The organism is Shewanella sp. 492, from assembly GCF_059338445.1.
In genome coordinates this window covers 1,964,280-1,986,655 of record NZ_CM181702.1, presented here as the reverse complement: position 1 = coordinate 1,986,655, position 22,376 = coordinate 1,964,280, and the positions used below count along the sequence as shown (strand labels likewise).

The following is a 22,376-nucleotide window of genomic DNA, read 5'->3' as shown; positions in this document are numbered from 1 at the left end:
GAAAATAGAAAAACCTAAAATAGGAAAAGTAAAATGAAAACTGCTCATGAAATCCGTCCTGGTAACGTGATCATGTTAGATGGCAGCCCATGGGTTGTGCAGAAAACTGAAACAACTCGTTCTGGCCGTAACGCGGCTATCGTTAAGATGAAGTTGAAGAACGTGTTGCAAGATTCTACAACCGAAACCACCTTCAAAGGTGAAGACAAGATGGACGATATCATTCTAGATCGTCTAGATTGCACCTACTCTTACTATGCTGATCCTATGTATGTATTCATGGACTCTGAATACAACCAGTACGATGTTGAAGCGGATAACCTAGGTGACGCAGCAGCTTATATCGTCGACGGCATGGAAGATATTTGCCAAGTGACCTTCTACGAAGGCAAAGCGATCTCTGTTGAACTACCAACGACTATCGTACGTGAAGTGACTTACACTGAGCCTTCTGCTCGTGGTGACACATCAGGTAAAGTGATGAAGCCTGCAACTATCGCTGGCGGCGCGACACTGAGCGTAGCTGACTTCGTTAAGACTGGCGATTTAATTGAAATCGATACTCGTACTAACGAATTCAAAAAACGCGCTTAATCTTATTTAAACGTGTATCAATTAAGCCAGCATAATATGCTGGCTTTTTTATTATATGCTCGCCACAAACTAGATAAAAACTCCGCGATTTACCACCAACCAGTACAATCATCTAAATGATCTATTTAAGAATGGCATAAACAGCAGTGTGTGCTGAATTTTGCGTGTCTTTTTACTTTTAGCCCCTTTCAAATCAGTGATTTTTTCGTTATTGTTCGCAGACTTAAGCTAGTACCACATTTTTAATACGCTGTTAGCATTGACGAGGTTTAGATGCGCCCAATCATTAAGTCCAACAAACTCGATACCGTCTGTTATGACATTAGAGGACCGGTACACAAAGAGGCTCGTCGCCTTGAAGATGAAGGTCATAGGATCTTAAAACTTAATATCGGCAACCCAGCCTCATTTGGTTTCGACGCCCCAGAAGAGATCGTCCGCGACGTGATCCTCAATTTACCCAGTGCTCAAGGCTATAGCGAATCTAAAGGGTTATTTTCAGCCCGTAAAGCGATCGTCCAACATTACCAAAGCCAAGGCTTATTCGGCGTCGACATCGAAGATATCTACATAGGCAATGGCGTGTCGGAACTGATTGTTATGGCCATGCAAGGCTTGCTTAATAGCGACGATGAAGTGTTAGTGCCCTCACCCGATTACCCATTATGGACCGCCGCGGTGCATCTGTCTGGCGGCAAGGCGCAGCATTATCGCTGTGATGAAGAGTCCGATTGGTTTCCCGATCTTGATGATATCAAAGCTAAGATCACTAATCGCACCCGCGGCATAGTGTTAATTAATCCCAACAACCCAACGGGCGCTGTGTATTCAAAAGCCTTGCTACTCGAGGTGATTGAGTTGTGTCGTCAGCACGACATCATTTTATTTGCCGATGAGATATACGACAAAATTTTATATGATGGCGCGGTGCATATTCCAGCATCCACTCTCTCTGATGATATCCTCACAGTGACCTTCAATGGCTTGTCAAAATCGTATCGCGCTGCCGGTTTTCGAGTGGGTTGGATGATGTTATCGGGAAACCTTAAAGCGGCGAAAAGCTATATTGAAGGCTTAGATATGCTCGCTTCGATGCGCTTATGCTCTAACGTACCCAATCAGCATGCGATTCAGACCGCGCTAGGGGGCTATCAAAGCATAAACGAATTAGTGGCGCCTCAAGGGCGACTGGCTGTGCAACGTGACATCTGTTACGAAATGCTAAATCAGATCCCTGGTGTGAGCTGTAAAAAGCCCCGCGGTGCCCTGTATGCCTTTGCAAAATTAGATGCGAAAAAGTTTAATCTACGCGACGATGAACGCTTGGTATTAGATTTACTGAGAGAGAAAAAAATTCTACTGGTACAAGGTAGCGCCTTCAATTGGCCCGAGCCCGATCACCTCAGAGTGGTGTTCTTGCCTCACAAAGAAGATTTAAGTAAAGCCATTACTGAACTGGGTGATTTTTTAGCGAACTACCGCCAATAATCACTCAATACTCAGCTAATAACTCTAACAAGCCTAAGAGAGGTGCCTAAGCGCATAGACTATGCTAAACAATACCTTACTTGGCTGAGTCCATCACTTAAAAAGCGATCAATGTGATCGCTTTTTTTATCGCCTTCCCTCTACGTTTTAATCCATTGGGTGTGTTAATGTAATCATCCAAGTCGTAGAAAATAGATTGAAGTATGAGCCATTTATTTGCCCATTTAGCCAGAATGAAATTAATACAGCGTTGGCCGCTGATGTATAACGTCCGTTCAGAGAACGTGCAGGAGCACTCGTTGCAGGTTGCCATGGTGGCACATGCCTTGGTCGTTATCAGCAATAATAAATTTGCCACAGACTTAAGCCCAGATCGCGCCGCCACCGTGGCGATATTTCATGATGCCAGCGAAATATTAACCGGTGATTTACCAACACCTGTTAAGTATTTCAATAAAGAAATTGAAGCTGAATACAAAAAAATTGAAGCCATTGCTGAACATCGACTGTTAGAGATGGTGCCCGATGATTTTAAAGATGATTATCGTGATCTACTCACAAGCGACAACATAGACCAGCAATATAAACAGATAGTTAAGTCGGCAGACACCTTATGTGCTTACCTCAAGTGTTTAGAAGAGCAACGAGCGGGTAATCACGAGTTTAACACAGCCAAACGGCGTTTATCTGAGTCACTTGCGCAAAATAACGACCCTGCTGTGAAATATTTTATCGATACTTATATTCCCAGTTTTGAACTGAACCTAGACGATATCAATCGCCTATTGTAGTGATTGCGCTAAAGCGTGAATAACACCGGCTTAATAAGGAACCAGTATGATGTCAGGCCTTTGGCATGAGCGACGTTTAGGCGAGGATAAACAGCGCCGTAACGATCACCGCAGCCCATATCAACGCGATAGAGCCCGTATATTGCATTCGGCGGCATTTAGGCGTCTGCAAGCCAAGACTCAGGTATTGGGGGTTGGCATGAATGATTTTTATCGAACCCGACTCACGCACTCTTTAGAAGTGTCGCAAATCGGCACTGGGATCTGCGCCCAGCTAAAACAAAAATACCCTGAGCTACTCTCGCTACTCGACTCTATGAGCCTGATAGAATCTTTGTGCTTGGCGCATGATTTGGGCCATCCGCCATTTGGCCACGGTGGTGAAGTCGCGCTGAACTATATAATGCGCAGCGACGGCGGTTTTGAGGGTAACGGCCAAACTTTTCGCATTTTAACCGCATTAGAGCCTTACACTGAGCACTACGGCATGAACCTATGTCGGCGCACATTACTGGGAGTATTGAAGTACCCTGCCTGTCATGGCCAACTGTATCAGTCACTGCCCAAACCGACTGTGAGCAGTTATCGGCAACTCAAACCGTCACAATGGCAGCCTGTTAAGGGTATTTTCGACGAAGATAAGCCCATTTTAGATTGGGTGCTCGCGCCATTATCAAATAATGATGCCGCGCTGTTTGTCTCTAATACCACCTTAGATCCTAATCAGCACAAACGCACCTTATACAAGTCACTCGACTGTTCCATCATGGAGCTGGCCGATGATACCGCTTATGCTATCCATGATCTTGAAGATGCCATCGTGATGGGCATTGTGACTCAAGCCATGTGGCAAGAGGATGTGGCCGATAAACTCGCTGCAAGTGATGACAGCTGGATAAGGCAAGAGTTTGTTAATATTGGCACTAAGTTGTTTGCCAGTGAACACCATCTACGTAAAGATGCTATCGGTACCCTGGTCAACGGCTTTGTCACTGCCATTGAGATTAATGACAACTCACACTTTAGTGAGCCTTTGCTGCGTTATAACGCAGTATTAGAGCCTGCATTTCAGCACGCGCTGGATATACTCAAGCAGTTTGTCTACCGACGGGTGATCCGTAAACCAGAAATTCAGATGTTAGAATACAAGGGTCAGCAAATTGTGATGGAGTTATTTGAAGCCTTCGCCTCGGATCCCCAACGCCTGCTGCCGCTCAATACCCAAGAGCGTTGGCAAACCACCTATGATAATAACGGCAATGCACATCGCGTCATCGCCGATTATATCTCTGGTATGACAGATGAATTTGCCGCAAGGCTGCATCAGCATCTGTTTAGTGCTCGTGCAGGCTCGCTTATCGATTTACAGTAACGGCTTAGTGTCATTTATCTACTCACTATGCATTCTCTACTCAATAAAAAACGCGCCGATGCGCGTTTTTTATTATTGAATAGAACCATTAGCGAGGGATAGTCACTCAACGATGACGTCACTGCATAAGATATTTTAATGAGTGAGCAGTACAAACAAGACTAGAGTCATGGCTAAAGCTTATTCCATTAGCCCATTAAAGAGGGAAATAAGCCTTTAAAACCCGCGGCAATCACTTCAATACCGATAGACAGCATTAATAGACCCATCAAACGGGTGATGACGTTAATCCCTGTTTTACCTAAGACTTTAAAAATAACTGGCGCCATTCTAAATAAAGCAAAACTGACCAGACCAAAGATAATCACAGTGATCCCCATGCCGATGTGCACCATGATGCTATCGTATCGCGCCGAAGTGACAATCACCGAGCTAATCGCACCAGGACCTGCCATCAAAGGCAAGGCTAGCGGCACAACCGCAACCGACTCCATGCCCGAAGCCTCGCGATCTTCTTCTTGGTTGCGTTTAACTTCACCCAATTTACCTTGTAACATCGACATGGCAATTAAGGCGATTAGTGATCCGCCGGCTATCCTAAAGGCAGACAGTGAAATACTGAACATATTTAAGATATGTTGCCCGGCAACGATAGTGACTAATAAAATCACCACCACGGCAAAATTAGCCACTTTGCCCGTATGATTGCGCTCAGCTTCAGTCTGATGACTGGTTAAGCTAACGAAAACCGGTAACAGGCCAATCGGATTGATAATCGCGACTAAACCAAGAAAAAATTTAACATAAAGTGTTAAATCCAATGCCATGTCCTCAGTGACTTTTAACTAGGTTAAAAAGGTTGCTGGTAGAAAAGGCGCTACTGTACATGATCCGTCAGATTTGCCAAATGAGATTTTCTAACGTGTTTCACATCTTTATCAAAATAACGCGATTTTTTGGCTTTGATAACCCCTTATATAAGCTGCCGGCACATATCGATAAGCAAGCGTCACTCTAATGTAGTCGTAAATAGTACATATCGCTAGCCAAGATAGTGAAGCTATATCCTTGATATTATTGCAAGCTCATCATTTTACCTAATGCTATGTCTGGCGCTTAACGTCCACTTTAACTGGGATGCTTATCTTTACACACTTAAGCTCTTCACCTTACGCATACCTGGTTAGTCAGGGCTTGAGTCGATGATTTTTATGGTGCCGATTTAACGTCCATTGCTCAAGCAGGTACTAATGTTGTTATTTTATTACGAAAATAGCTTAATTGTGGCGATGATCACTGTGTTTATAAGCTTATTACTGTAATTTTTATTCACAAAGAGGCTTTAGCAAAAATACATTTTTGCTAAATTTTCTTAAGGAACCCACTATGACGGTCAACAATCAACAGGAACTTAACTTACTGGTGGCAAGGGTCGCTAAGGCCCAAGCCCAATATGCCAACTATAGTCAGCAACAGGTCGATCATATCTTTCGCGCTGCGGCACTTGCTGCTGCCGATGCGCGGATCAGCTTAGCCAAAATGGCCGTGACAGAAACGGCGATGGGAGTGCTAGAAGATAAGGTGATCAAAAATCACTTTGCTTCTGAATATATTTACAATAAATATAAAGATGATAAAACTTGCGGCATCCTAGCCGAAGACCCAACCTTTGGTACCATCACCATAGCCGAGCCCGTGGGCTTAATTTGCGCTGTTGTGCCCACCACAAACCCAACGTCAACCGCGATTTTTAAAGCCTTAATTAGCCTTAAAACCCGTAACGGCATCATATTTTCGCCCCATCCACGCGCTAAAGCCTCCACCATAAAGGCTGCAAAAATTGTATTGGATGCCGCCATTGCTGCAGGTGCCCCTGCCGATATTATTGGCTGGGTTGATGAGCCCAGTGTCGCCTTGTCAAATCAGCTAATGACTCACGATAAGATCAACCTTATTCTCGCCACGGGTGGCCCTGGTATGGTGAAAGCCGCCTACTCTTCGGGTAAACCCGCTATCGGTGTCGGTGCAGGTAATACCCCCATTGTGATCGACGAAACCGCCGATATAAAACGCGCCGTTAGCTCAATATTAATGTCAAAAACCTTTGATAACGGTGTGGTATGTGCATCCGAGCAAGCTGTCATTGTCGTCGATGCCATTTATGACAGTGTCAAACAGCGCTTTGCTAGCCATGGCGGATATATCTTGTCTGCCAAAGAAACTAAAGCGATGCAAAAGGTTATCCTTAACAATGGCGCGCTCAATGCCGATATCGTCGGCCAAAGTGCGGCAACTATCGCAGCCATGGCCAACATTAAGGTGCCAGCATCGACTAAGGTGTTGATTGGCGAAGTCAGCGATATCTCGGCATTAGAAGCCTTTGCGCACGAAAAACTCTCTCCTTTACTGGCCATGTATCGCGCCGATGATTTTAATCAAGCGATGGATAAGGCTGAAGCCTTAGTGACGTTGGGCGGCATCGGCCATACTTCGGGGCTGTATACAGATCAAGATACTCAAGATGAGCGAGTAAAAGCCTTTGGTTTTAGAATGAAAACGGCGCGGATCTTAATCAACACCCCGGCATCACAAGGCGGAATTGGCGACCTGTATAACTTCAAATTAGCGCCATCATTGACCTTAGGTTGTGGCTCATGGGGAGGCAATTCCATTTCAGAGAACGTCGGCCCAAGTCACCTGATCAATAAAAAAACCGTGGCTAAGCGAGCTGAAAATATGTTGTGGCATAAACTCCCCTCTTCTATCTATTTCCGTCGTGGCAGTTTACCGATTGCCCTTGAAGAACTCAGCGATAAGAAACGCGCCTTAATCATCACAGATAAGTATCTATTTAATCATGGCTACTGCGATGAAACCATTAAGATCCTTAAAGCCCAAGGGCTTGAAACCGATGTGTTTTATGATGTCGAAGCCGATCCGACTTTGGCGATTGTGGAGCAAGGCGCCAAGATGGCGCAGAGTTTTCAGCCCGATGTCATTATCGCTCTGGGCGGTGGCTCGCCTATGGACGCGGCTAAAATTATCTGGGTCATGTATGAGCATCCAGATGTGGATTTTGCCGATCTTGCGCTGCGCTTTATGGATATTCGTAAGCGTATCTATAAATTCCCGAAATTAGGCAAAAAGGCGATAATGGTCGCAGTCCCTACGACCTCAGGGACAGGATCGGAAGTGACCCCATTTGCGGTCGTGACCGATGAGAAAACCGGCATGAAATACCCCATAGCCGATTATCAACTTACCCCAAATATGGCCATAGTGGATCCCAATTTAGTGATGGATATGCCAAAATCGTTAACCGCCTTTGGTGGTATCGATGCCATCACCCATGCATTGGAAGCCTATGTCAGCGTGATGGCGAATGAATATAGCGACGGTCAGGCACTTCAAGCGTTAGAGCTGCTGTTTGAACATCTTCCCGATGCCTATACTTTAGGCGCGAGCGCACCAATCGCACGTGAAAAAGTGCATAACGGCGCGACCATTGCGGGTATCGCCTTTGCTAATGCTTTCTTAGGGGTGTGTCACTCGATGGCCCACAAATTAGGCGCTGAATTTCACTTAGCCCATGGATTAGCCAATGCACTGCTGATAAGCAACGTGATTCGGTTTAACGCTACCGACTTGCCCACCAAGCAAGCCGCATTTAGTCAGTACGATCGTCCTAAGGCCCTTTGCCGCTATGCCAAGGTGGCTGAACATCTCAAATTAACCGGTGATAGCGATGCACAAAAAGTGGAAGCTTTGCTCGAGAAAATCAGTCAACTCAAGAAGACGATTGGCATTCCTGATTCTATCCAAGCAGCGGGCGTCAACGAAGCCGACTTCTTAGCTAAACTTGACGAACTCGCCGAAGCCGCATTTGACGACCAATGCACGGGAGCGAACCCAAGATACCCATTGATTAGTGAAATCAAGCAATTATTTATCGCGAGCTTTTACGGCAAAGACTATCAAGATAGCTAACGTAACAAGCCAAGCACGTTAACTTCATTTAATGCACGGCACGCGATTTTTATTTAGCCATTAGGCGCCCTTGCTGGGCGCCTTTTTTATATGACACCTACTGATTAAAATTTTTTGTCTACACTATAGAAATTATTCAATAGGTAAATAAGCGTAATTAGTCTATAACGCCTTACCGCGTCATATGAAACTTAAATTATTGAACTCACAAACCAACATGCAACTGACCCCAGATATTTTTGACGATATCTGCGATAGCATCGCCAGTAAAGGCTATGTCGTGTTGCCAAACCTATTTCCCTTGGCAGTACTCAACGCCTTATTAGACAATTTAACCCAATTAGACACCAGTGCGTTTAAACCTGCGGCAATTGGTCGCCATAACACACAACAGGTGATAGACACCATCCGCGGCGATAAAATCTGCTGGTTAAATAAGTCCATGAGCTTCGCCTCAACCTATTTCGATTGGTCAGAGCAACTGCGCCAAGCGGTGAATCGCTATTTTTTCTTAGGCTTGTTCGATTACGAAACCATGTTTGCCTATTATGAACCGGGCGCATTTTATAAGCGTCACGTGGATGCCTTTAAAGGCCAATCAAACCGCAAACTGACGTCCATTCTCTATCTGAACCCCAACTGGCAATCGGGGGATGGCGGCGAATTATTGATGTATCAAGCCGATGAGACCAGCCCTTTTGAGACTGTTGAACCGCGCTTTGGCACCATGGTGATTTTTTTAAGTGAACGTTTTCCCCATGAAGTACTGCTGTCGCATAAAGACCGCTACAGCCTCACCGGTTGGTATCGTATTAATGAAGGTATACCGTTAGATTGATGTTGGCATTATGCTCAATCGCAAAGGTGAGAAGCCAACATTGCTCGTGGGCTCACAAGGTTATAGTAAGTTCGGCACTTTAACGCAAAAAGGTAGCATTAGTTAATGCTACCTTTTTGCATATGCAGGGTAAGTATTCGACAAACTGCAATGAGTGAACAACCGATTAACACCATCTTCTGTTGGTTTTATTTTAAATAATTACTTATAAATATAATTAGTTATAGAGTAACTACCATTATCGACTTGAAAAATAAGAGCCGTGATATCATCAATACGTTGCACCGTGCCCAAACCGCTGTAATTACCGTTAAACTCTCCACAATTGCTGACACCAAGTGAGATGCTATATACATTGATATTCGTATCTGGAGCTTGAATAGAGCCTATATAAATACATCCTCGCGTATCACTCCCAGAAATAGCACCGCCTTTATCAATACCGATACTGGTTTGCTGATCTGCTGTTACGAATGTCCCTGCAACCCTCTCCAAACTTGCACCTAAGTGAGTGCTTGGATCAAGATTTAAGCTAACTTTACTGGTGACATTCCCATTAATGATAGTTTCAGCGTTAATAGTATCCTGAGTATAAGACCCACTAAAGCTGCCACGATATAGAAGCGAACCACTATAGCTATAAGACACCATATTACCGCTGAAAGTTTGTCCATAGAGGTTTAGTTTACCTTTCACCTGCTCACCACTATCAGCAATCAGCCTAGCTTCACCATTAGGAGCAATAAGCCCAACAACCGTATATATAGATCCATCCATTTGGTAAAGAGATGTTCCTTGCCAAACACCAGTTGGCATCATTACTCTTTGTAATAAAGCGGATGAGTTATCACTTTCAGATCCTGAATCACCACACGCGACTAAGAAAAATGCAGACAGTGCTAACGTAAAAGTTGAGATAGAAAATTTACACATTGATTTATATCCTTATAAAGTCTTATGTAACAAACCTTATTAGCTTAGCAGAACCCAACAATATTAAATTTGAAACTTGGATTTTATTGTTCACAAAAAAGCCAGAACACTTGTTCTGGCTTTTTATGATAGGGGCTCAAAAGGTTACTTTTGGGTCCAGCGATCCATCCAACCTAACACATTAGCGTACCATTGCTCTAAGTTGTCAGGGTTTAAGATCCAGTGATTTTCATCTGGGTAAATCAGTAGTTCTGACGGGATCCCTTTACGCTGCATAAAACTAAATGCCGCCAAACCTTGCCCATAAGGGACACGGAAATCTTTTTCACCGTGAATAACTAACATAGGTGTCTGCCAGTTATCGACATAGTTCACCGGATTAAACTTCTCATACAGCTCTTTATTGTCTTGATAAGGGCCACCGAATTCATATTCAGGGAACCATAACTCTTCTGTCACATAGTACATAGAGCGCATATCAAATAAGCCCGCGTGGTTAACGAGACACTTAAAACCGTCATTCCAGTTGCCTTGGATCCAGTTCATCATGTAGCCACCGTAAGAGCCGCCAAGTGCACAAGCCTTGTCAGCGTCTAACCAAGGTTGCTGCTGGGTGACCGCCGCGAGTCCTTTTTGCAGATCTTCTAACGGTTTGCCGCCCCAATCCTGTGTGATTGAGTCGGTAAAGGCTTGCCCATAACCAGTAGAGCCGTGGAAATCGATCATCACCACGCCATAACCTGCTCCCGCCCAAAGCTGTGCATTCCAGCGGCTGCTAAAAGAGTTACCGAATGAGCCTTGTGGACCACCATGCACTAAAAAGGCGATTGGATATTGTGTTCCCGCTTTGTAATTAGTCGGTTTTATCCAGTAACCGTAAACATCTTCATTGTTCCAGCCTTTAAAACTGAACTGCTCATATTCACCAAATTTAATTTGCGAGAGCTTAGCCTCGTTAACCTGTGTGAGTCGGTTAAGTTGCTGACCGTCAAGCGTCACAGTATAAAGATCGCCCGGCTCAACTAAGCTTTTGTGATTAAAGACGATGCGCTCTGGAGTCACGCCAACCACACTGTTGCTGCCTTCGTTGTAGATAGTCTTAACGTCGCCAAACTGAGTATTGACCTCAAAAATACTCACCTGCCCCACATCCTGTGCCGTCACATACAGGGTGCGATTGTCTGGTGCAAAGATTAATGAGCTGGGGCTACGATCCCACAGCGGCGCGACCTCTTTCTCTTGATTGGTCACCGTATCGCGCAACATGATGCGGTAGCGGTCGGCTTCAAAACCCGGTTTGCTCATGGCTAAGTAAGCCATATAACGGCCATCGGCCGAGAAGGTCGGCTGTGCATCCCAAGCTTTATTAGCCTCGGTCAGGTTTCTCGCCTCACCGCCAGTCACAGGCACTTGCCATAAATCGTAGTTGGTTTGCCATGCTTGCGATGAGCTAGGGGCTTTAGCGCTATAAACCACATATTTACCGTCTGGGGTAAAAGTCACCTCTTCCATACCTGAAAAAGGTTTAGGTGGCGTTTCAGTGTCTAAGCCTTGAGTCACATCGATAGGCGCCGTAATGGGCTTGCCATCGAGTTTAGCCACAAATAGGTGGCTACGGGTATGGTCGCCCCAAGTATCCCAATGACGCACCATCAACTGTTTATACTCACGCCCTGTTGAGCTGCGTTCAGCCTCGGCGGCCAACTTATCAGCCGTGCAACTTAACTGTTCACATTGTGGAAATACGCGCATATTGAGTACCACTTGCGCGCCATCTTGTGACAGCTTAAAGCCTTCAATATCCAGCGGTAACGTAGAAATCTGTTTGGCTTCACCACCATCAAGCGCCAGCTCATATAACTGTGAACTGCCATCACGGGCGGCTAGGAAATAGATTTTTTTATCATCGTGACTAAAAGCAACGCTGTGCTCTGTACCTGGCGCCGAGGTCAGCTGTTTTACAGGCTGAGAGCCGTCTAACGATTGAATGTAGAGATCTGATTGTGCCTCACCCTTGTCATCAACTTTTTTAACAGCATAAACGATTTTAGCGCCATCATTAGACAGCGCAGTCGAATGCAGCTTATTCATTTTTACTAGGTGTTGAACCGTAAAAGGCTCTGGTGACACAGCATTCGCGCCAAATGTCATGCCGGCAGTTGCCAAGGCTAATATGAGTGCAGTTTTTTTCATTGTTATTATCATCTTTTTCAAATGAACGCCGGAATAAACCCGACCCGAGAATGTATATGCGCAAGCACACTAAACAAAAATGGGGGATTAGGCAAGTTGCCTATCCCCCATTTTTATTTACTTGGTTAACACAAGTAACCAACACAAGTGACTCACGCCTATAGCGAATGTGTACTTATGCGCTTAACTTTGGTTAATAAGTGCCGCTAAAAACTAGCACACTGGCAGACTGATTAATTCAGATGCGAGTAAACTGTTAAGCGGTATTAACTCAGCTTGACTTTCCACATTGCCGGGCCCGTTTCGTGGGCATTCACACCATCACTGTCCACGGCGACAGTGACAGGCATATCTTGCACATCAAATTCATAGATAGCTTCCATACCTAAATCTTCAAATGCCACGATCCGTGACTTCTTAATCGCTTTGGATACTAAATATGCTGCGCCGCCAACCGCCATTAAATAAACGGCTTTATGCTTCTTAATCGACTCAACGGTTGCAGGTCCACGCTCAGCTTTACCTATCATGCCCATAAGCCCGGTTTTATCGAGCATAAGATCGGTGAATTTATCCATACGGGTTGCGGTTGTGGGTCCTGCTGGGCCAACCACTTCGTTGCCAACAGGATCTACTGGGCCAACGTAATAGATAAATTTACCGGTAAAGTCGACGCCTTCTGGCAAGCCTTCGCCACTTTCTATCAATGTTTGAATGCGCTTATGCGCCGCATCGCGGCCGGTAAGCATTTTACCGTTGAGTAATAGCACATCACCGCTCTTCCACTGCTCAATATCGGCTTGGGTGACGGTATCAAGGTTGACACGGCGCACATCTTCGCCCGCTTCACGGGTGATCTCTGGCCAATCGGCAAGTGATGGCGGCGTGAGCTCTGCAGGGCCAGTGCCATCTAAATGAAAGTGCACGTGGCGCGTGGCGGCGCAGTTTGGGATCATCACCACAGGTTTTGATGCCGCATGGGTTGGCGCCGATTTAATTTTAATGTCGAGCACTGTGGTTAACCCGCCGAGCCCCTGCGCGCCGATGCCTAACTTGTTAGCACGCTCGAAGATCTCCAGACGCAGCTTTTCTTCAGTGGTTTCTGCGCCGCGCGCTTGCAACTCGTGAATATCAACCGGATCCATTAATGATTCTTTGGCCATCACAGCGGCTTTCTCGGCGGTGCCGCCAATGCCTATGCCAAGCATGCCCGGTGGACACCAGCCAGCGCCCATGGTCGGTAAGGTTTTTTCGACCCATGCGGCAATATCATCCGATGGGTTTAACATCACCATCTTAGATTTGTTTTCCGATCCACCGCCTTTAGCGGCAATGGCCACTTCAACATGATTGCCAGGTACCATATCGATATGCACAACCGACGGTGTGTTATCACGGGTATTTTTACGGCTGCCAGCAGGATCGGCCACTATCGAGGCACGCAGTGGATTGTCAGGATTGGTGTAAGCACGGCGAACGCCCTCATCGACCATCTGCTGCACTGTCATGTCGGTCTTGTCCCACTGAACGCCCATGCCCACTTTAACAAAACAGGTGACGATACCCGTATCTTGACATAGTGGACGTTTGCCTTCGGCTGACATACGAGAGTTAATCAAAATCTGAGCGATCGCATCTTTAGCCGCCGCACTCTCTTCTCTGTCATAAGCTTCGGCCATGGCATCGACAAAGTCTTTTGGGTGGTAATAAGAGATATATTGCAATGCATCGGCGATGCTTTCGATAAGATCCGCTTGCTTAATAATGGGCTGTTCTATACTCACAGACGTTTCCTTGGTTGCAGTTTAGTTATTTATGCCCTGTGACAGGGTCGGCTATTTTTTTGAATCCAGTCACAATATGATACTCTTTCGCGACTTTTAGGGGAACATCACATTTTACAAAGGTTAATTGATGGTTTATTCGTCTACTCAAGGTGTTGCAGTAAAAACCTTACCGTGGAAATACTCTACCACCGAGGTATTTAGCCATTTTTCACAGCGTCCTTGGGCCATACTGCTCGACTCGGCCAATGCCGAGCATGTTGATGCCCGTTACGACATCATTTGTCTCGATCCTATCGCCACCTTAGTCACCCAAGGCGACACCACGTTTATCACTCATTTACCGCAAACCAGCGCTATGCAACAGCCACCGTTTAAGAGTGAACATGGTGTAGAGCACAGCAATGCCGATCCCTTTACCTTGCTTAAGCAGCTAATTAAGCGGTATTTTCCCGAGTCTAAAGCCTGCCACTTGCCATTCAGTGGCGGCGCCGTCGGCGCCTTTAGTTATGATTTGGGCCGGCGCTTAGAATCCTTGCCCAGCATTGCAGAAAAAGATATAGACCTACCTGAGATGAATGTCGGCATTTATCCTTGGGCGCTGATTTTTGACTATCACACCCAACAATGGTCAATGGTGCATTATCACGGTGAGGCGCAGTTACAATGGCAACTGACACAGATTGAGCAAGCATTAGCCGGTACGCCAAGCCACGCCCCTTTTGCGCTGACGAGCGACTGGCATGCACAAATCGATGTAACGGACTACCACGCTAAATTTAATGCGGTGCAAGCTTATCTGCACAGTGGTGATTGCTATCAAATTAATCTTACCCAGCGCTTTATGGCTAATTATCAGGGAGATGAATGGCTAGCCTACCAAACCCTGCGCCAAAGCAATGGTGCGCCCTTTTCAGCGTTTATACGCCTAGAACACCATGCCTTATTGTCTATATCGCCTGAGCGTTTTATTCAACTACGCGAAGATCAAATTCAAACTAAACCCATTAAGGGCACCTTACCCCGAGCAGCCGATCCCGTTGCTGACCGTAATGCTGCGGCGCAGCTTGCCAGCTCAGAGAAAGACCGCGCTGAAAACCTAATGATTGTAGACCTGCTGCGCAATGACATAGGTAAAGTGGCCAAACCTGGTAGTGTTAGCGTGCCAAGCCTGTTTGCCATCGAAAGCTTTCCGGCGGTGCATCACTTAGTCAGCACAGTCACAGCAACACTCGACGTGGGTTATCATGCTAGCGATCTGCTGCGCGCCGCATTTCCGGGCGGGTCGATCACTGGCGCACCCAAAATTCGGGCGATGGCGATCATTGAAGAGCTTGAACCTTCAAGACGCAGCCTCTATTGCGGCTCCATCGGCTATCTAAGTCAAGATGGGCAAATGGACACCAGCATCACCATTCGCACCTTAGTGGCTGAAAAGCAGCGTTTATATTGCTGGGCGGGTGGCGGTATTGTGGCAGACTCGCAAGTGGATGCCGAATATCAAGAGAGCTATGATAAGGTAAGTAAGATCCTCCCTATTTTAGCGAAGAGTCATGACACTGGACGAATTTAAGCAGCGCTACGCCCTGCAGCTGTTGCCCGAAGATAACGCCCCTCAAATCACTCGCTCGCTGCGTGAAGCGGCAGTATTGGTGGGGCTAATCGAAAAAGAGCACGAACTGCACCTTATCTTAACTAGGCGCCCGACTCACCTGCGTGCCCACCCTGGACAGATCAGTTTCCCCGGCGGAAAAGTAGAAGCGCAAGATGTGGATTATACTGCGACGGCGCTGCGCGAAGCCTTTGAGGAGATCGCCCTGCCACAAGATAATGTGCAAGTGTTGGGGCAATACCCCATGTTTAATACCTTAACGGGTTTTACCATCGCCCCCATTGTCGGCATTATTAAGCAAGAGTTTGAGATTATTTTAGATCCGGGCGAAGTGGATGAGCTCTTTACTGTGCCGCTGTCATTCTTATTAAACCCAGATAACCGCGTCATGAAGCGATTTACTCGCCGAGGGATAAGTTACCCAGTGTATTTTATTCCCTTTAATCAGCATATGATTTGGGGAGCCACTGCGGCGATGATTGATAAAATGTGTCGTCAGCTTAGTAACGATGTCGATAGAAGCATGGATTAATCCAGTGATTAATCTTTAAATTAACAACAATTATGACACTTACCTCAGTCGATAGCCTATTCACTTTAGCTTAAATCACAAAGCTCAAATAAAGCCCTGCCGCTGTCGAAGTGAGTAACAATAGCGGGATATTAAACCAGTAACCCAATCGACTACGATTCGCCACATAAAAATTAAACCCTAAATTAAGTAGACTTATGGCGGCGCAGGTCCAAATCACATATTCGAGTCGTAAGGTGATTTCAGGGTCCCAACTCAAACGCACACTAGCCCCTTTACTGATAAAGTAACCGACCGCGCGATCAGGCCTTGCTGCATCAAATAACAGCAGCGCATAAACGGCTAACGACCAGCCCAGAATCGACAGTGAGCCTAATAATACATGGAACAGCTTAATTTTTGTCATTGAGTCGCCTTTTATCTGGCATTAACAGTAGATCACTGTTGCTTAGCTCCGTTAGGCCGTCATTAGAGTGGACAATAAGCCCAGAGCCATTAACAAAGTTATCAACCATGCTTATGGATATCCATTTATTCCATCACGTAGCAATCGGCTAATCTTGAGTCTAACTCATTCAATCACCAATGAAAGATAACGATGCACTTTATGGCATCATTTTTTTGGCTGGCGAGATTTTAAACCTAACAAGTACCTCCCTTGCCCCATTGAGTATCATCATGGATTCTCATCCTGACCATAGTCTGTGCTGATAATTGCACAGACTTAACCCAAGCTAACCGTTAAACAGCAGATTATTTGCCGTCAACTGGGTTTATATGTGGTTTTTCCCTTGAGAAAAGCCGCCAGCAAGGTAAGATAAACCTCCAAAATTTTTAATAAAACGATTCGTTGGAGAACTAAGCAACAATGAGCATTGCATCTGTCGCTTCTGTATTTAAAGGTGATTTTGCGGTTGGTTCGCAAGTTACTGTGCGCGGTTGGGTAAGAACTCGCCGAGATTCCAAAGCCGGCATCTCTTTTCTTGCCGTTTATGATGGTTCCTGTTTTGACCCAATCCAGGGCGTGGTGCCAAATAGCTTAGCCAATTATGACGAAGAGGTCCTTAAACTGACCACAGGTTGTTCTGTGATAATGACGGGTGACGTCGTTGAATCACCAGGCCAAGGTCAAGCATTTGAGCTGCAAGTATCTAACATTGAAGTCACTGGTTGGGTGGATGATCCTGATACCTACCCCATGGCAGCAAAACGCCACTCTATCGAACACCTGCGAGAATTAGCGCACCTGCGTCCACGTACCAATATTATTGGTGCTGTAGCGCGCGTGCGTAACTGTCTATCACAAGCTATCCACCGTTTTTATAACGAAGAGGGCTTCATCTGGGTTTCGACTCCACTGATCACCGCATCAGATTGTGAAGGTGCCGGTGAAATGTTCCGCGTATCGACCCTGGATATGGAAAACTTACCTCGCACCGACGACGGTAAAGTCGACTATAAAGAAGACTTTTTCGGCAAAGAGGCCTTTTTAACGGTATCGGGGCAGCTTAACGCTGAAACCTACGCAAGCGCCTTGTCTAAGGTCTATACCTTTGGCCCCACTTTCCGCGCCGAGAATTCAAACACCAGCCGTCACCTTGCTGAATTTTGGATGGTCGAGCCTGAAGTGGCCTTCGCCGATTTAGATGATGTGGCCGGTCTAGCCGAGCGCATGTTGAAATACTGTTTCAAAGCCGTGCTTGAAGAACGCCCAGATGATTTAGCCTTTTTCGCCCAACGCGTCGATAAAACCGTTATTGAGCGTTTAGAAAACTTCGTTAATAGCGACTTTGCCCAAGTCGACTATACCGATGCGGTTGAGATCCTCAAAAACTGCGGTAAAAAGTTTGATTTCAATGTTGAATGGGGCATTGACCTGCAATCTGAGCATGAGCGCTATCTGGCTGAAGAACACTTCAAAGCCCCAGTGGTTGTGAAGAACTATCCAAAAGATATTAAAGCCTTCTATATGCGCCTTAACGAAGACGGCAAAACCGTTGCCGCGATGGACGTATTAGCGCCAGGTATCGGTGAGATCATCGGTGGTGCCCAGCGTGAAGAGCGTTTAGATGTGCTCGATATGCGTCTTGCTGAAATGAACCTGAGCAAAGAAGATTACTGGTGGTACCGTGATCTGCGTCGTTATGGCACGGTGCCACACGCAGGTTTTGGTCTAGGTTTTGAGCGCTTAGTCTCTTATGTGACGGGTGTGTCTAACATTCGCGATGTGATCCCTTTCCCACGCGCACCTAAATCAGCCAACTTTTAAGCGACAACCGATTAGCTTGGTGATCAAGACAAACGCCCCTAAGAGTTAATTTTAGGGGCGTTTTTTTATGGTCTTTATTGTGCGATAAGTTGTAATAGCAATTGAGAAAACATTTACGATAACCATCAGACAGTGGTTGAGAATCGTCATTTACGATTGCAATGAGGAGATAATGCCCCATGTGGATACAAAAACAGATAATCTTAACGCGTAAGCCACGCGGATTTCATCTGATAACCGATGAGGTAATGGCTGCCGTGCCAGAACTGCACAAACTTAATATTGGTCTGGCCCACCTGCTATTACAGCATACCTCGGCCGGACTGACCCTGAACGAAAATGCCGATCCCAGCGTGCGCGAGGATTTTGAGCAATATTTTAATCGCCTCGCCCCAGAAAATGCGCCTTACTATACCCACACCTATGAAGGAAGCGATGATATGCCTGCGCACCTTAAGTCATCCTTGCTGGGGGCTCAGTTGAGTGTCCCCATCACCCGCGGCCAGTTTAATTTAGGCACTTGGCAAGGGATATACCTGTGTGAGGCGAGAAACCATGCCAGCGAGCGCACGTTACTGATCACCATACAAGGTGAAGAGTCACTGTGACTTAGGTAAAGTAACAAGCCAAGTGACTAAAACCAATAATAACTAGCCAACTGACAAACCACTATTGCCAATATTAACCAGGTGGCACATCATCAATAGGTTGCAATAGCGCGAGCCAATCATCACTGTCCATCTCGGCTACCGACAGGCTTTCTGTCTGATACATGCTTTGCGCTAATGCTTGTTTGGATTGCTGCAGCTGTTGAATACGTTCTTCGACAGTATTTTGGCAAATCAACTTATATACAAACACCGGCTTTTGCTGACCAATACGGTATGCGCGATCGCTGGCTTGCTCTTCGGCCGCAGGATTCCACCAAGGGTCGACATGAATAACCACATCCGCCTCGGTCAAATTGAGGCCTGAGCCCCCCGCTTTAAGGCTAATAAGAAACACATTGACCTCGCCGCTGCGAAACCTGTCGATGCTTTTATCTCGATGGCGACTCTTACCCGTTAACATCTCATAATCGATCCCTTGCTGGTTTAGCTGGGCGGCGATGAGATCGAGCATGGTGGTAAACGATGAAAAAATAAGGATATTACGCCCATCTTCAATCATGTTAGGTAATTTATTGGCAAGCCATGCCAGCTTGGATGACACTTGTGGCCCGTCATCTGTCAGCTCAGCTAACTGAATATCTGCGCCGATAAGTTTGCCCTTGGCGGCCTCGCTAGCGTCGCTGTCATTGCCTTTACCATTATCAAGATATTCGAGCCCAAGGTATTGGGCATCCGTTGCTTGGCTTGTGTCAGACACATTGCCGAGTTTGAGCATAGCCGGATGACAACACACTTGCCGCAGCTTTAACAGTGCATTGCTTATTGCCAACCGGTTGGCCTTGGCCCCGGTTTGCAGTAAGGCCAGTTGCAGCTGCTCAGCGACCGTTAACCTAATTGTTTCATACAGATCGGCCTGTGTTTCGCTAAGTTCAATCAGGGTATTTATGACGGTTTTCTTTGGCAGTTCGGTCGCCACTTCCGCTTTGGTGCGGCGTAGCATAAAGGGCGCGATCCGCTGGGCTAACTTACGCCGCGCGGTATCGCACTGATCTTTTTCTATCGGCAGTTTAAATTGACGTTGATATTGGGCGGCAGTGCCCAGAAAGCCCGGCATCAAAAAGTTAAATAAAGACCACAGCTCACCCAAGTGATTTTCCATCGGTGTCCCCGTGAGGCACAGCCGGTGTTGGGTCTTTAACCTATTAACCAATTTAGTCACTTGGCTGCGGCTATTTTTGATGGTTTGCGCTTCATCTAAAATCACTTGATACCATTGCTGGGCTAATAACAGCTGTGCATCTTGAGCCAAGATCCCGTAACTGGTGATCACCATATCCACCTTATTAAGCTGAGATAGCTGCTCATGCCTAGCTCGTCCACTCCAGACTAAGGTCGTTAATGACGGCGCGAAGGTCGCCGCTTCACGTTGCCAGTTACTCAGTAAGCTGGTGGGCGCGATAACCAGCACAGGCGCGGTTAATAGCCCCTGTTGTTTATCTAGCAGTAAACTGCACAAGGTCTGAATGGTTTTGCCTAGCCCCATATCATCGGCCAAGATCCCGGCAAAATGGTGCTGTTTTAAAAACTGTAACCAACTGACGCCTTGGGCCTGATAAGGCCGCAGTTCAGCCTTGAGCCCTGCCGGTGCACTGAAGGCTGCCGCTTTTGGGTTAGCCCGTAAATAGGCGGTCAAGGCCTGTGCTTGTTTCTTCAGCCAAGTGGCACCGAGCCATTTAAGGGCTTTAGTGCGCTTGTCAGTTAAATCTTGGCGCATGGCATCATCTAACTGAGGTAATCGCGCTAACTGGTGACGCGGTAAGGCTAAATGTTGTGCTTCATTAAGCGGTTGCTGGTCAAATAACTCACCCAGTACGCTTAAGATCCGCGCGACTCGGGTTGCAGGCAAGATCAAAATCTCACCCGATTCGAGCTCCAGTGATACGGGCTCGCGCCCCGCTTTATCGGTTAACTTGCCTTGGCGAATAAGATTAATGAGTAAGGGAAGAATATTGACGCGCTCGCCATCTACCTCAACGCCTAAGCTCAGTTCAAACCAATCGGCATTTGGGGTATTAATTTCGGCGTACCAAGTATTGGCCGCTAATTTTACAAAACGATTTTTAGCGGCAAAATGGACATGCCACCCCACCAATGATAACTGGCGAAAGAAGACAGCATGTTCGCTAATATCATCAGGGATCACCCGCGTGCCCGCTGGCACACTCATGGCGATGGGTGGCTCAAAACAATGGCTAACTAGCGCTAACGCATTAAGTTGCAGTTGATACTGAGCGATTTGGCCTAATAAGGGTTGATGATCACAAGCGATATAAAGCAGTTGCGCTAAGGAGTATGCTACGCCGCGATGCACCATAGTAAATACCGCCACATCTAACGGCTGCATCGCCTGCACTTGCCAGGGGAAATCGATACTGTGGCGCACCACTTCGATACAGGGCTGCCATTCTCCGTCACGATCAATGTGTTCAAGCAGTTGCTGGTTTAATTCACTGTTTTGGCGCTCATCAATAACGATTGTGCAGCTTACTGGCTCGACATACACCTGGTCACTGACAGCGACAAGAAAGTGAGTATCGACATAATCTTCATCGTAGTGGACATCACAACGCAGTGGCGTCTTATCTAACGTTTGGTAGAAACTGCGGCCACTGGCACAGAGTAAGCGATAAAAATCGCTCGTCAATCTTGGCGGTAACGCTAAGTCTATCTGCTCGAACTGCGTGAGGATCTCATCGCCACTGAGCTGGGCTGTTAACAGTGACAATAACTGTTGGTCAGTTTGACTGACATACTTAGGCAATGGCGCACTACCAATGATGTCAAAACCTAACTTGCCCCTTAGCTGATAGGTGCCATTTTTATTCAAATAGCCTTTATGAACACTTAAACGCAGCGCACCTTCATCGCCATAAATCACATACAGTACCCTGTGGCGAGCCATCGCTGGGAACGGGTCAAACTGTTGATTGGCTTCACTCTTAAATAAACGAATTGCCGTATCGATGCGCCGGCTGCGTTCATTGGTATTATTGCTTTGCTGTGCAAGGTGTTCTATGGCCAAAGCGGCGATATGTGCACAGTTGGCAGCGTGGCAGCTGCAATGGCCGCTAAAGCGATCACTGGGCACAAGTGAGAGATGAGCGGCGTAGTCCCCTTGCTCGGTTGTAAAGTGCCCTGCTATCTCAGTGGCGGACAACTTAACGTCGTTAAGTTGTCCCGCTAATAGCAGTTGTAATCCCGCGAAAACTTGTTGATGGGCAAAAACCTGGGTTAGTGCAAACAATGACATCTTCCATAGCCCAATAATCAGGCCATTAATCTTTCGACAAAGGCCGAATCATAGCATTAGTT

General features: G+C 46.4%; 16 protein-coding genes. 10 read left to right on the top strand and 6 right to left on the bottom strand.

The annotated features are described in order from the left end of the window. Positions 1 to 33 precede the first annotated feature (33 nt). From efp to AC5YBX_RS08910, 4 genes are all read left to right on the top strand, one after another. A complete protein-coding gene (gene efp, locus AC5YBX_RS08925; RefSeq protein ID WP_110457908.1) occupies positions 34 to 594 on the top strand; it encodes an elongation factor P in 561 nt (186 codons plus the stop codon). A gap of 273 nt (positions 595 to 867) precedes the next feature. Then, the gene (locus tag AC5YBX_RS08920; protein ID WP_475516831.1) at positions 868 to 2,082 is read left to right on the top strand and encodes a pyridoxal phosphate-dependent aminotransferase; all 1,215 of its coding nucleotides are present in this window, start codon (positions 868 to 870) and stop codon (positions 2,080 to 2,082) included. A gap of 203 nt (positions 2,083 to 2,285) precedes the next feature. Then, entirely contained in the window at positions 2,286 to 2,873 is a 588-nt protein-coding gene (gene yfbR, locus AC5YBX_RS08915) for a 5'-deoxynucleotidase (protein WP_110457910.1), read from the top strand. A 46-nt stretch (positions 2,874 to 2,919) separates the two neighbouring features. After that, positions 2,920 to 4,245 carry an anti-phage deoxyguanosine triphosphatase gene (locus AC5YBX_RS08910; RefSeq protein ID WP_494524775.1) on the top strand — a complete coding sequence of 442 codons (1,326 nt, stop codon included), beginning with the start codon at positions 2,920 to 2,922 and terminating at the stop codon, positions 4,243 to 4,245. Positions 4,246 to 4,433: 188 nt separating this feature from the next. Here the strand turns inward: AC5YBX_RS08910 and AC5YBX_RS08905 are convergent, their stop codons facing one another. Beyond that, positions 4,434 to 5,066: a YchE family NAAT transporter gene (locus AC5YBX_RS08905; RefSeq protein ID WP_475516829.1), complete on the bottom strand. Its 633-nt coding sequence runs from the start codon at positions 5,064 to 5,066 to the stop codon at positions 4,434 to 4,436. 565 nt (positions 5,067 to 5,631) lie between these two features. Here AC5YBX_RS08905 and adhE point away from each other — a divergent pair. Together adhE and AC5YBX_RS08895 are read left to right on the top strand one after the other, a co-directional pair. Continuing rightward, a complete protein-coding gene (gene adhE, locus AC5YBX_RS08900) occupies positions 5,632 to 8,232 on the top strand; it encodes a bifunctional acetaldehyde-CoA/alcohol dehydrogenase (protein ID WP_494519132.1) in 2,601 nt (866 codons plus the stop codon). Positions 8,233 to 8,416: 184 nt separating this feature from the next. Further along, positions 8,417 to 9,070 carry a 2OG-Fe(II) oxygenase gene (locus AC5YBX_RS08895; RefSeq protein WP_494519133.1) on the top strand — a complete coding sequence of 218 codons (654 nt, stop codon included), beginning with the start codon at positions 8,417 to 8,419 and terminating at the stop codon, positions 9,068 to 9,070. Between the two features lie 201 nt (positions 9,071 to 9,271). On the opposite strand, the gene AC5YBX_RS08890 is transcribed toward AC5YBX_RS08895, so the two are convergent. The 3 genes from AC5YBX_RS08890 to AC5YBX_RS08880 form a co-directional block, all read right to left on the bottom strand. Beyond that, positions 9,272 to 10,003: a hypothetical protein gene (locus tag AC5YBX_RS08890; RefSeq protein WP_494524774.1), complete on the bottom strand. Its 732-nt coding sequence runs from the start codon at positions 10,001 to 10,003 to the stop codon at positions 9,272 to 9,274. Positions 10,004 to 10,147: 144 nt separating this feature from the next. Beyond that, complete coding sequence (locus AC5YBX_RS08885) at positions 10,148 to 12,196, bottom strand: dipeptidyl-peptidase 5 (protein WP_494519135.1); 2,049 nt, start codon at positions 12,194 to 12,196, stop codon at positions 10,148 to 10,150. 266 nt (positions 12,197 to 12,462) lie between these two features. After that, positions 12,463 to 13,980: a fumarate hydratase gene (locus AC5YBX_RS08880; protein ID WP_494519136.1), complete on the bottom strand. Its 1,518-nt coding sequence runs from the start codon at positions 13,978 to 13,980 to the stop codon at positions 12,463 to 12,465. Positions 13,981 to 14,110: 130 nt separating this feature from the next. Between AC5YBX_RS08880 and pabB the strand changes: the two genes are divergently transcribed. Together pabB and AC5YBX_RS08870 are read left to right on the top strand one after the other, a co-directional pair. Beyond that, entirely contained in the window at positions 14,111 to 15,553 is a 1,443-nt protein-coding gene (pabB, locus tag AC5YBX_RS08875; protein ID WP_494519137.1) for an aminodeoxychorismate synthase component I, read from the top strand. Further along, entirely contained in the window at positions 15,534 to 16,124 is a 591-nt protein-coding gene (locus AC5YBX_RS08870) for a CoA pyrophosphatase (RefSeq protein WP_494519138.1), read from the top strand. The genes pabB and AC5YBX_RS08870 overlap by 20 nt, the downstream gene beginning before the upstream one ends. 70 nt (positions 16,125 to 16,194) lie before the next feature. Here the strand turns inward: AC5YBX_RS08870 and AC5YBX_RS08865 are convergent, their stop codons facing one another. Continuing rightward, positions 16,195 to 16,530 carry a hypothetical protein gene (locus tag AC5YBX_RS08865; RefSeq protein ID WP_494519139.1) on the bottom strand — a complete coding sequence of 112 codons (336 nt, stop codon included), beginning with the start codon at positions 16,528 to 16,530 and terminating at the stop codon, positions 16,195 to 16,197. A gap of 462 nt (positions 16,531 to 16,992) precedes the next feature. On the opposite strand from AC5YBX_RS08865, the gene asnS reads away from it, so the two are divergent. Both asnS and AC5YBX_RS08855 read left to right on the top strand, forming a co-directional pair. Beyond that, positions 16,993 to 18,393, top strand: coding sequence for an asparagine--tRNA ligase (asnS, locus tag AC5YBX_RS08860; protein WP_494524773.1), 1,401 nt, complete (start codon positions 16,993 to 16,995; stop codon positions 18,391 to 18,393). A gap of 179 nt (positions 18,394 to 18,572) precedes the next feature. Further along, the gene (locus AC5YBX_RS08855; RefSeq protein WP_494519141.1) at positions 18,573 to 19,001 is read left to right on the top strand and encodes a secondary thiamine-phosphate synthase enzyme YjbQ; all 429 of its coding nucleotides are present in this window, start codon (positions 18,573 to 18,575) and stop codon (positions 18,999 to 19,001) included. A gap of 73 nt (positions 19,002 to 19,074) precedes the next feature. On the opposite strand, the gene AC5YBX_RS08850 is transcribed toward AC5YBX_RS08855, so the two are convergent. Beyond that, entirely contained in the window at positions 19,075 to 22,308 is a 3,234-nt protein-coding gene (locus AC5YBX_RS08850) for a DEAD/DEAH box helicase (protein ID WP_494524772.1), read from the bottom strand. Between the last annotated feature and the right edge of the window lie 68 nt (positions 22,309 to 22,376).

What these genes read in the sequence shown, in the direction of transcription:
- AC5YBX_RS08920 (WP_475516831.1), top strand. Translation starts at nt 868, where the DNA reads ATGCGCCCAATCATTAAGTCCAACAAACTCGATACCGTCTGTTATGAC.
- pabB (WP_494519137.1), top strand. Translation starts at nt 14,111, where the DNA reads ATGGTTTATTCGTCTACTCAAGGTGTTGCAGTAAAAACCTTACCGTGG.
- yfbR (WP_110457910.1), top strand. Translation starts at nt 2,286, where the DNA reads ATGAGCCATTTATTTGCCCATTTAGCCAGAATGAAATTAATACAGCGT.
- AC5YBX_RS08895 (WP_494519133.1), top strand. Translation starts at nt 8,417, where the DNA reads ATGAAACTTAAATTATTGAACTCACAAACCAACATGCAACTGACCCCA.
- AC5YBX_RS08865 (WP_494519139.1), bottom strand. Translation starts at nt 16,530, where the DNA reads ATGACAAAAATTAAGCTGTTCCATGTATTATTAGGCTCACTGTCGATT.
- AC5YBX_RS08870 (WP_494519138.1), top strand. Translation starts at nt 15,534, where the DNA reads ATGACACTGGACGAATTTAAGCAGCGCTACGCCCTGCAGCTGTTGCCC.
- AC5YBX_RS08885 (WP_494519135.1), bottom strand. Translation starts at nt 12,196, where the DNA reads ATGAAAAAAACTGCACTCATATTAGCCTTGGCAACTGCCGGCATGACA.
- AC5YBX_RS08855 (WP_494519141.1), top strand. Translation starts at nt 18,573, where the DNA reads ATGTGGATACAAAAACAGATAATCTTAACGCGTAAGCCACGCGGATTT.
- asnS (WP_494524773.1), top strand. Translation starts at nt 16,993, where the DNA reads ATGAGCATTGCATCTGTCGCTTCTGTATTTAAAGGTGATTTTGCGGTT.
- AC5YBX_RS08910 (WP_494524775.1), top strand. Translation starts at nt 2,920, where the DNA reads ATGATGTCAGGCCTTTGGCATGAGCGACGTTTAGGCGAGGATAAACAG.
- efp (WP_110457908.1), top strand. Translation starts at nt 34, where the DNA reads ATGAAAACTGCTCATGAAATCCGTCCTGGTAACGTGATCATGTTAGAT.
- AC5YBX_RS08890 (WP_494524774.1), bottom strand. Translation starts at nt 10,003, where the DNA reads ATGTGTAAATTTTCTATCTCAACTTTTACGTTAGCACTGTCTGCATTT.
- adhE (WP_494519132.1), top strand. Translation starts at nt 5,632, where the DNA reads ATGACGGTCAACAATCAACAGGAACTTAACTTACTGGTGGCAAGGGTC.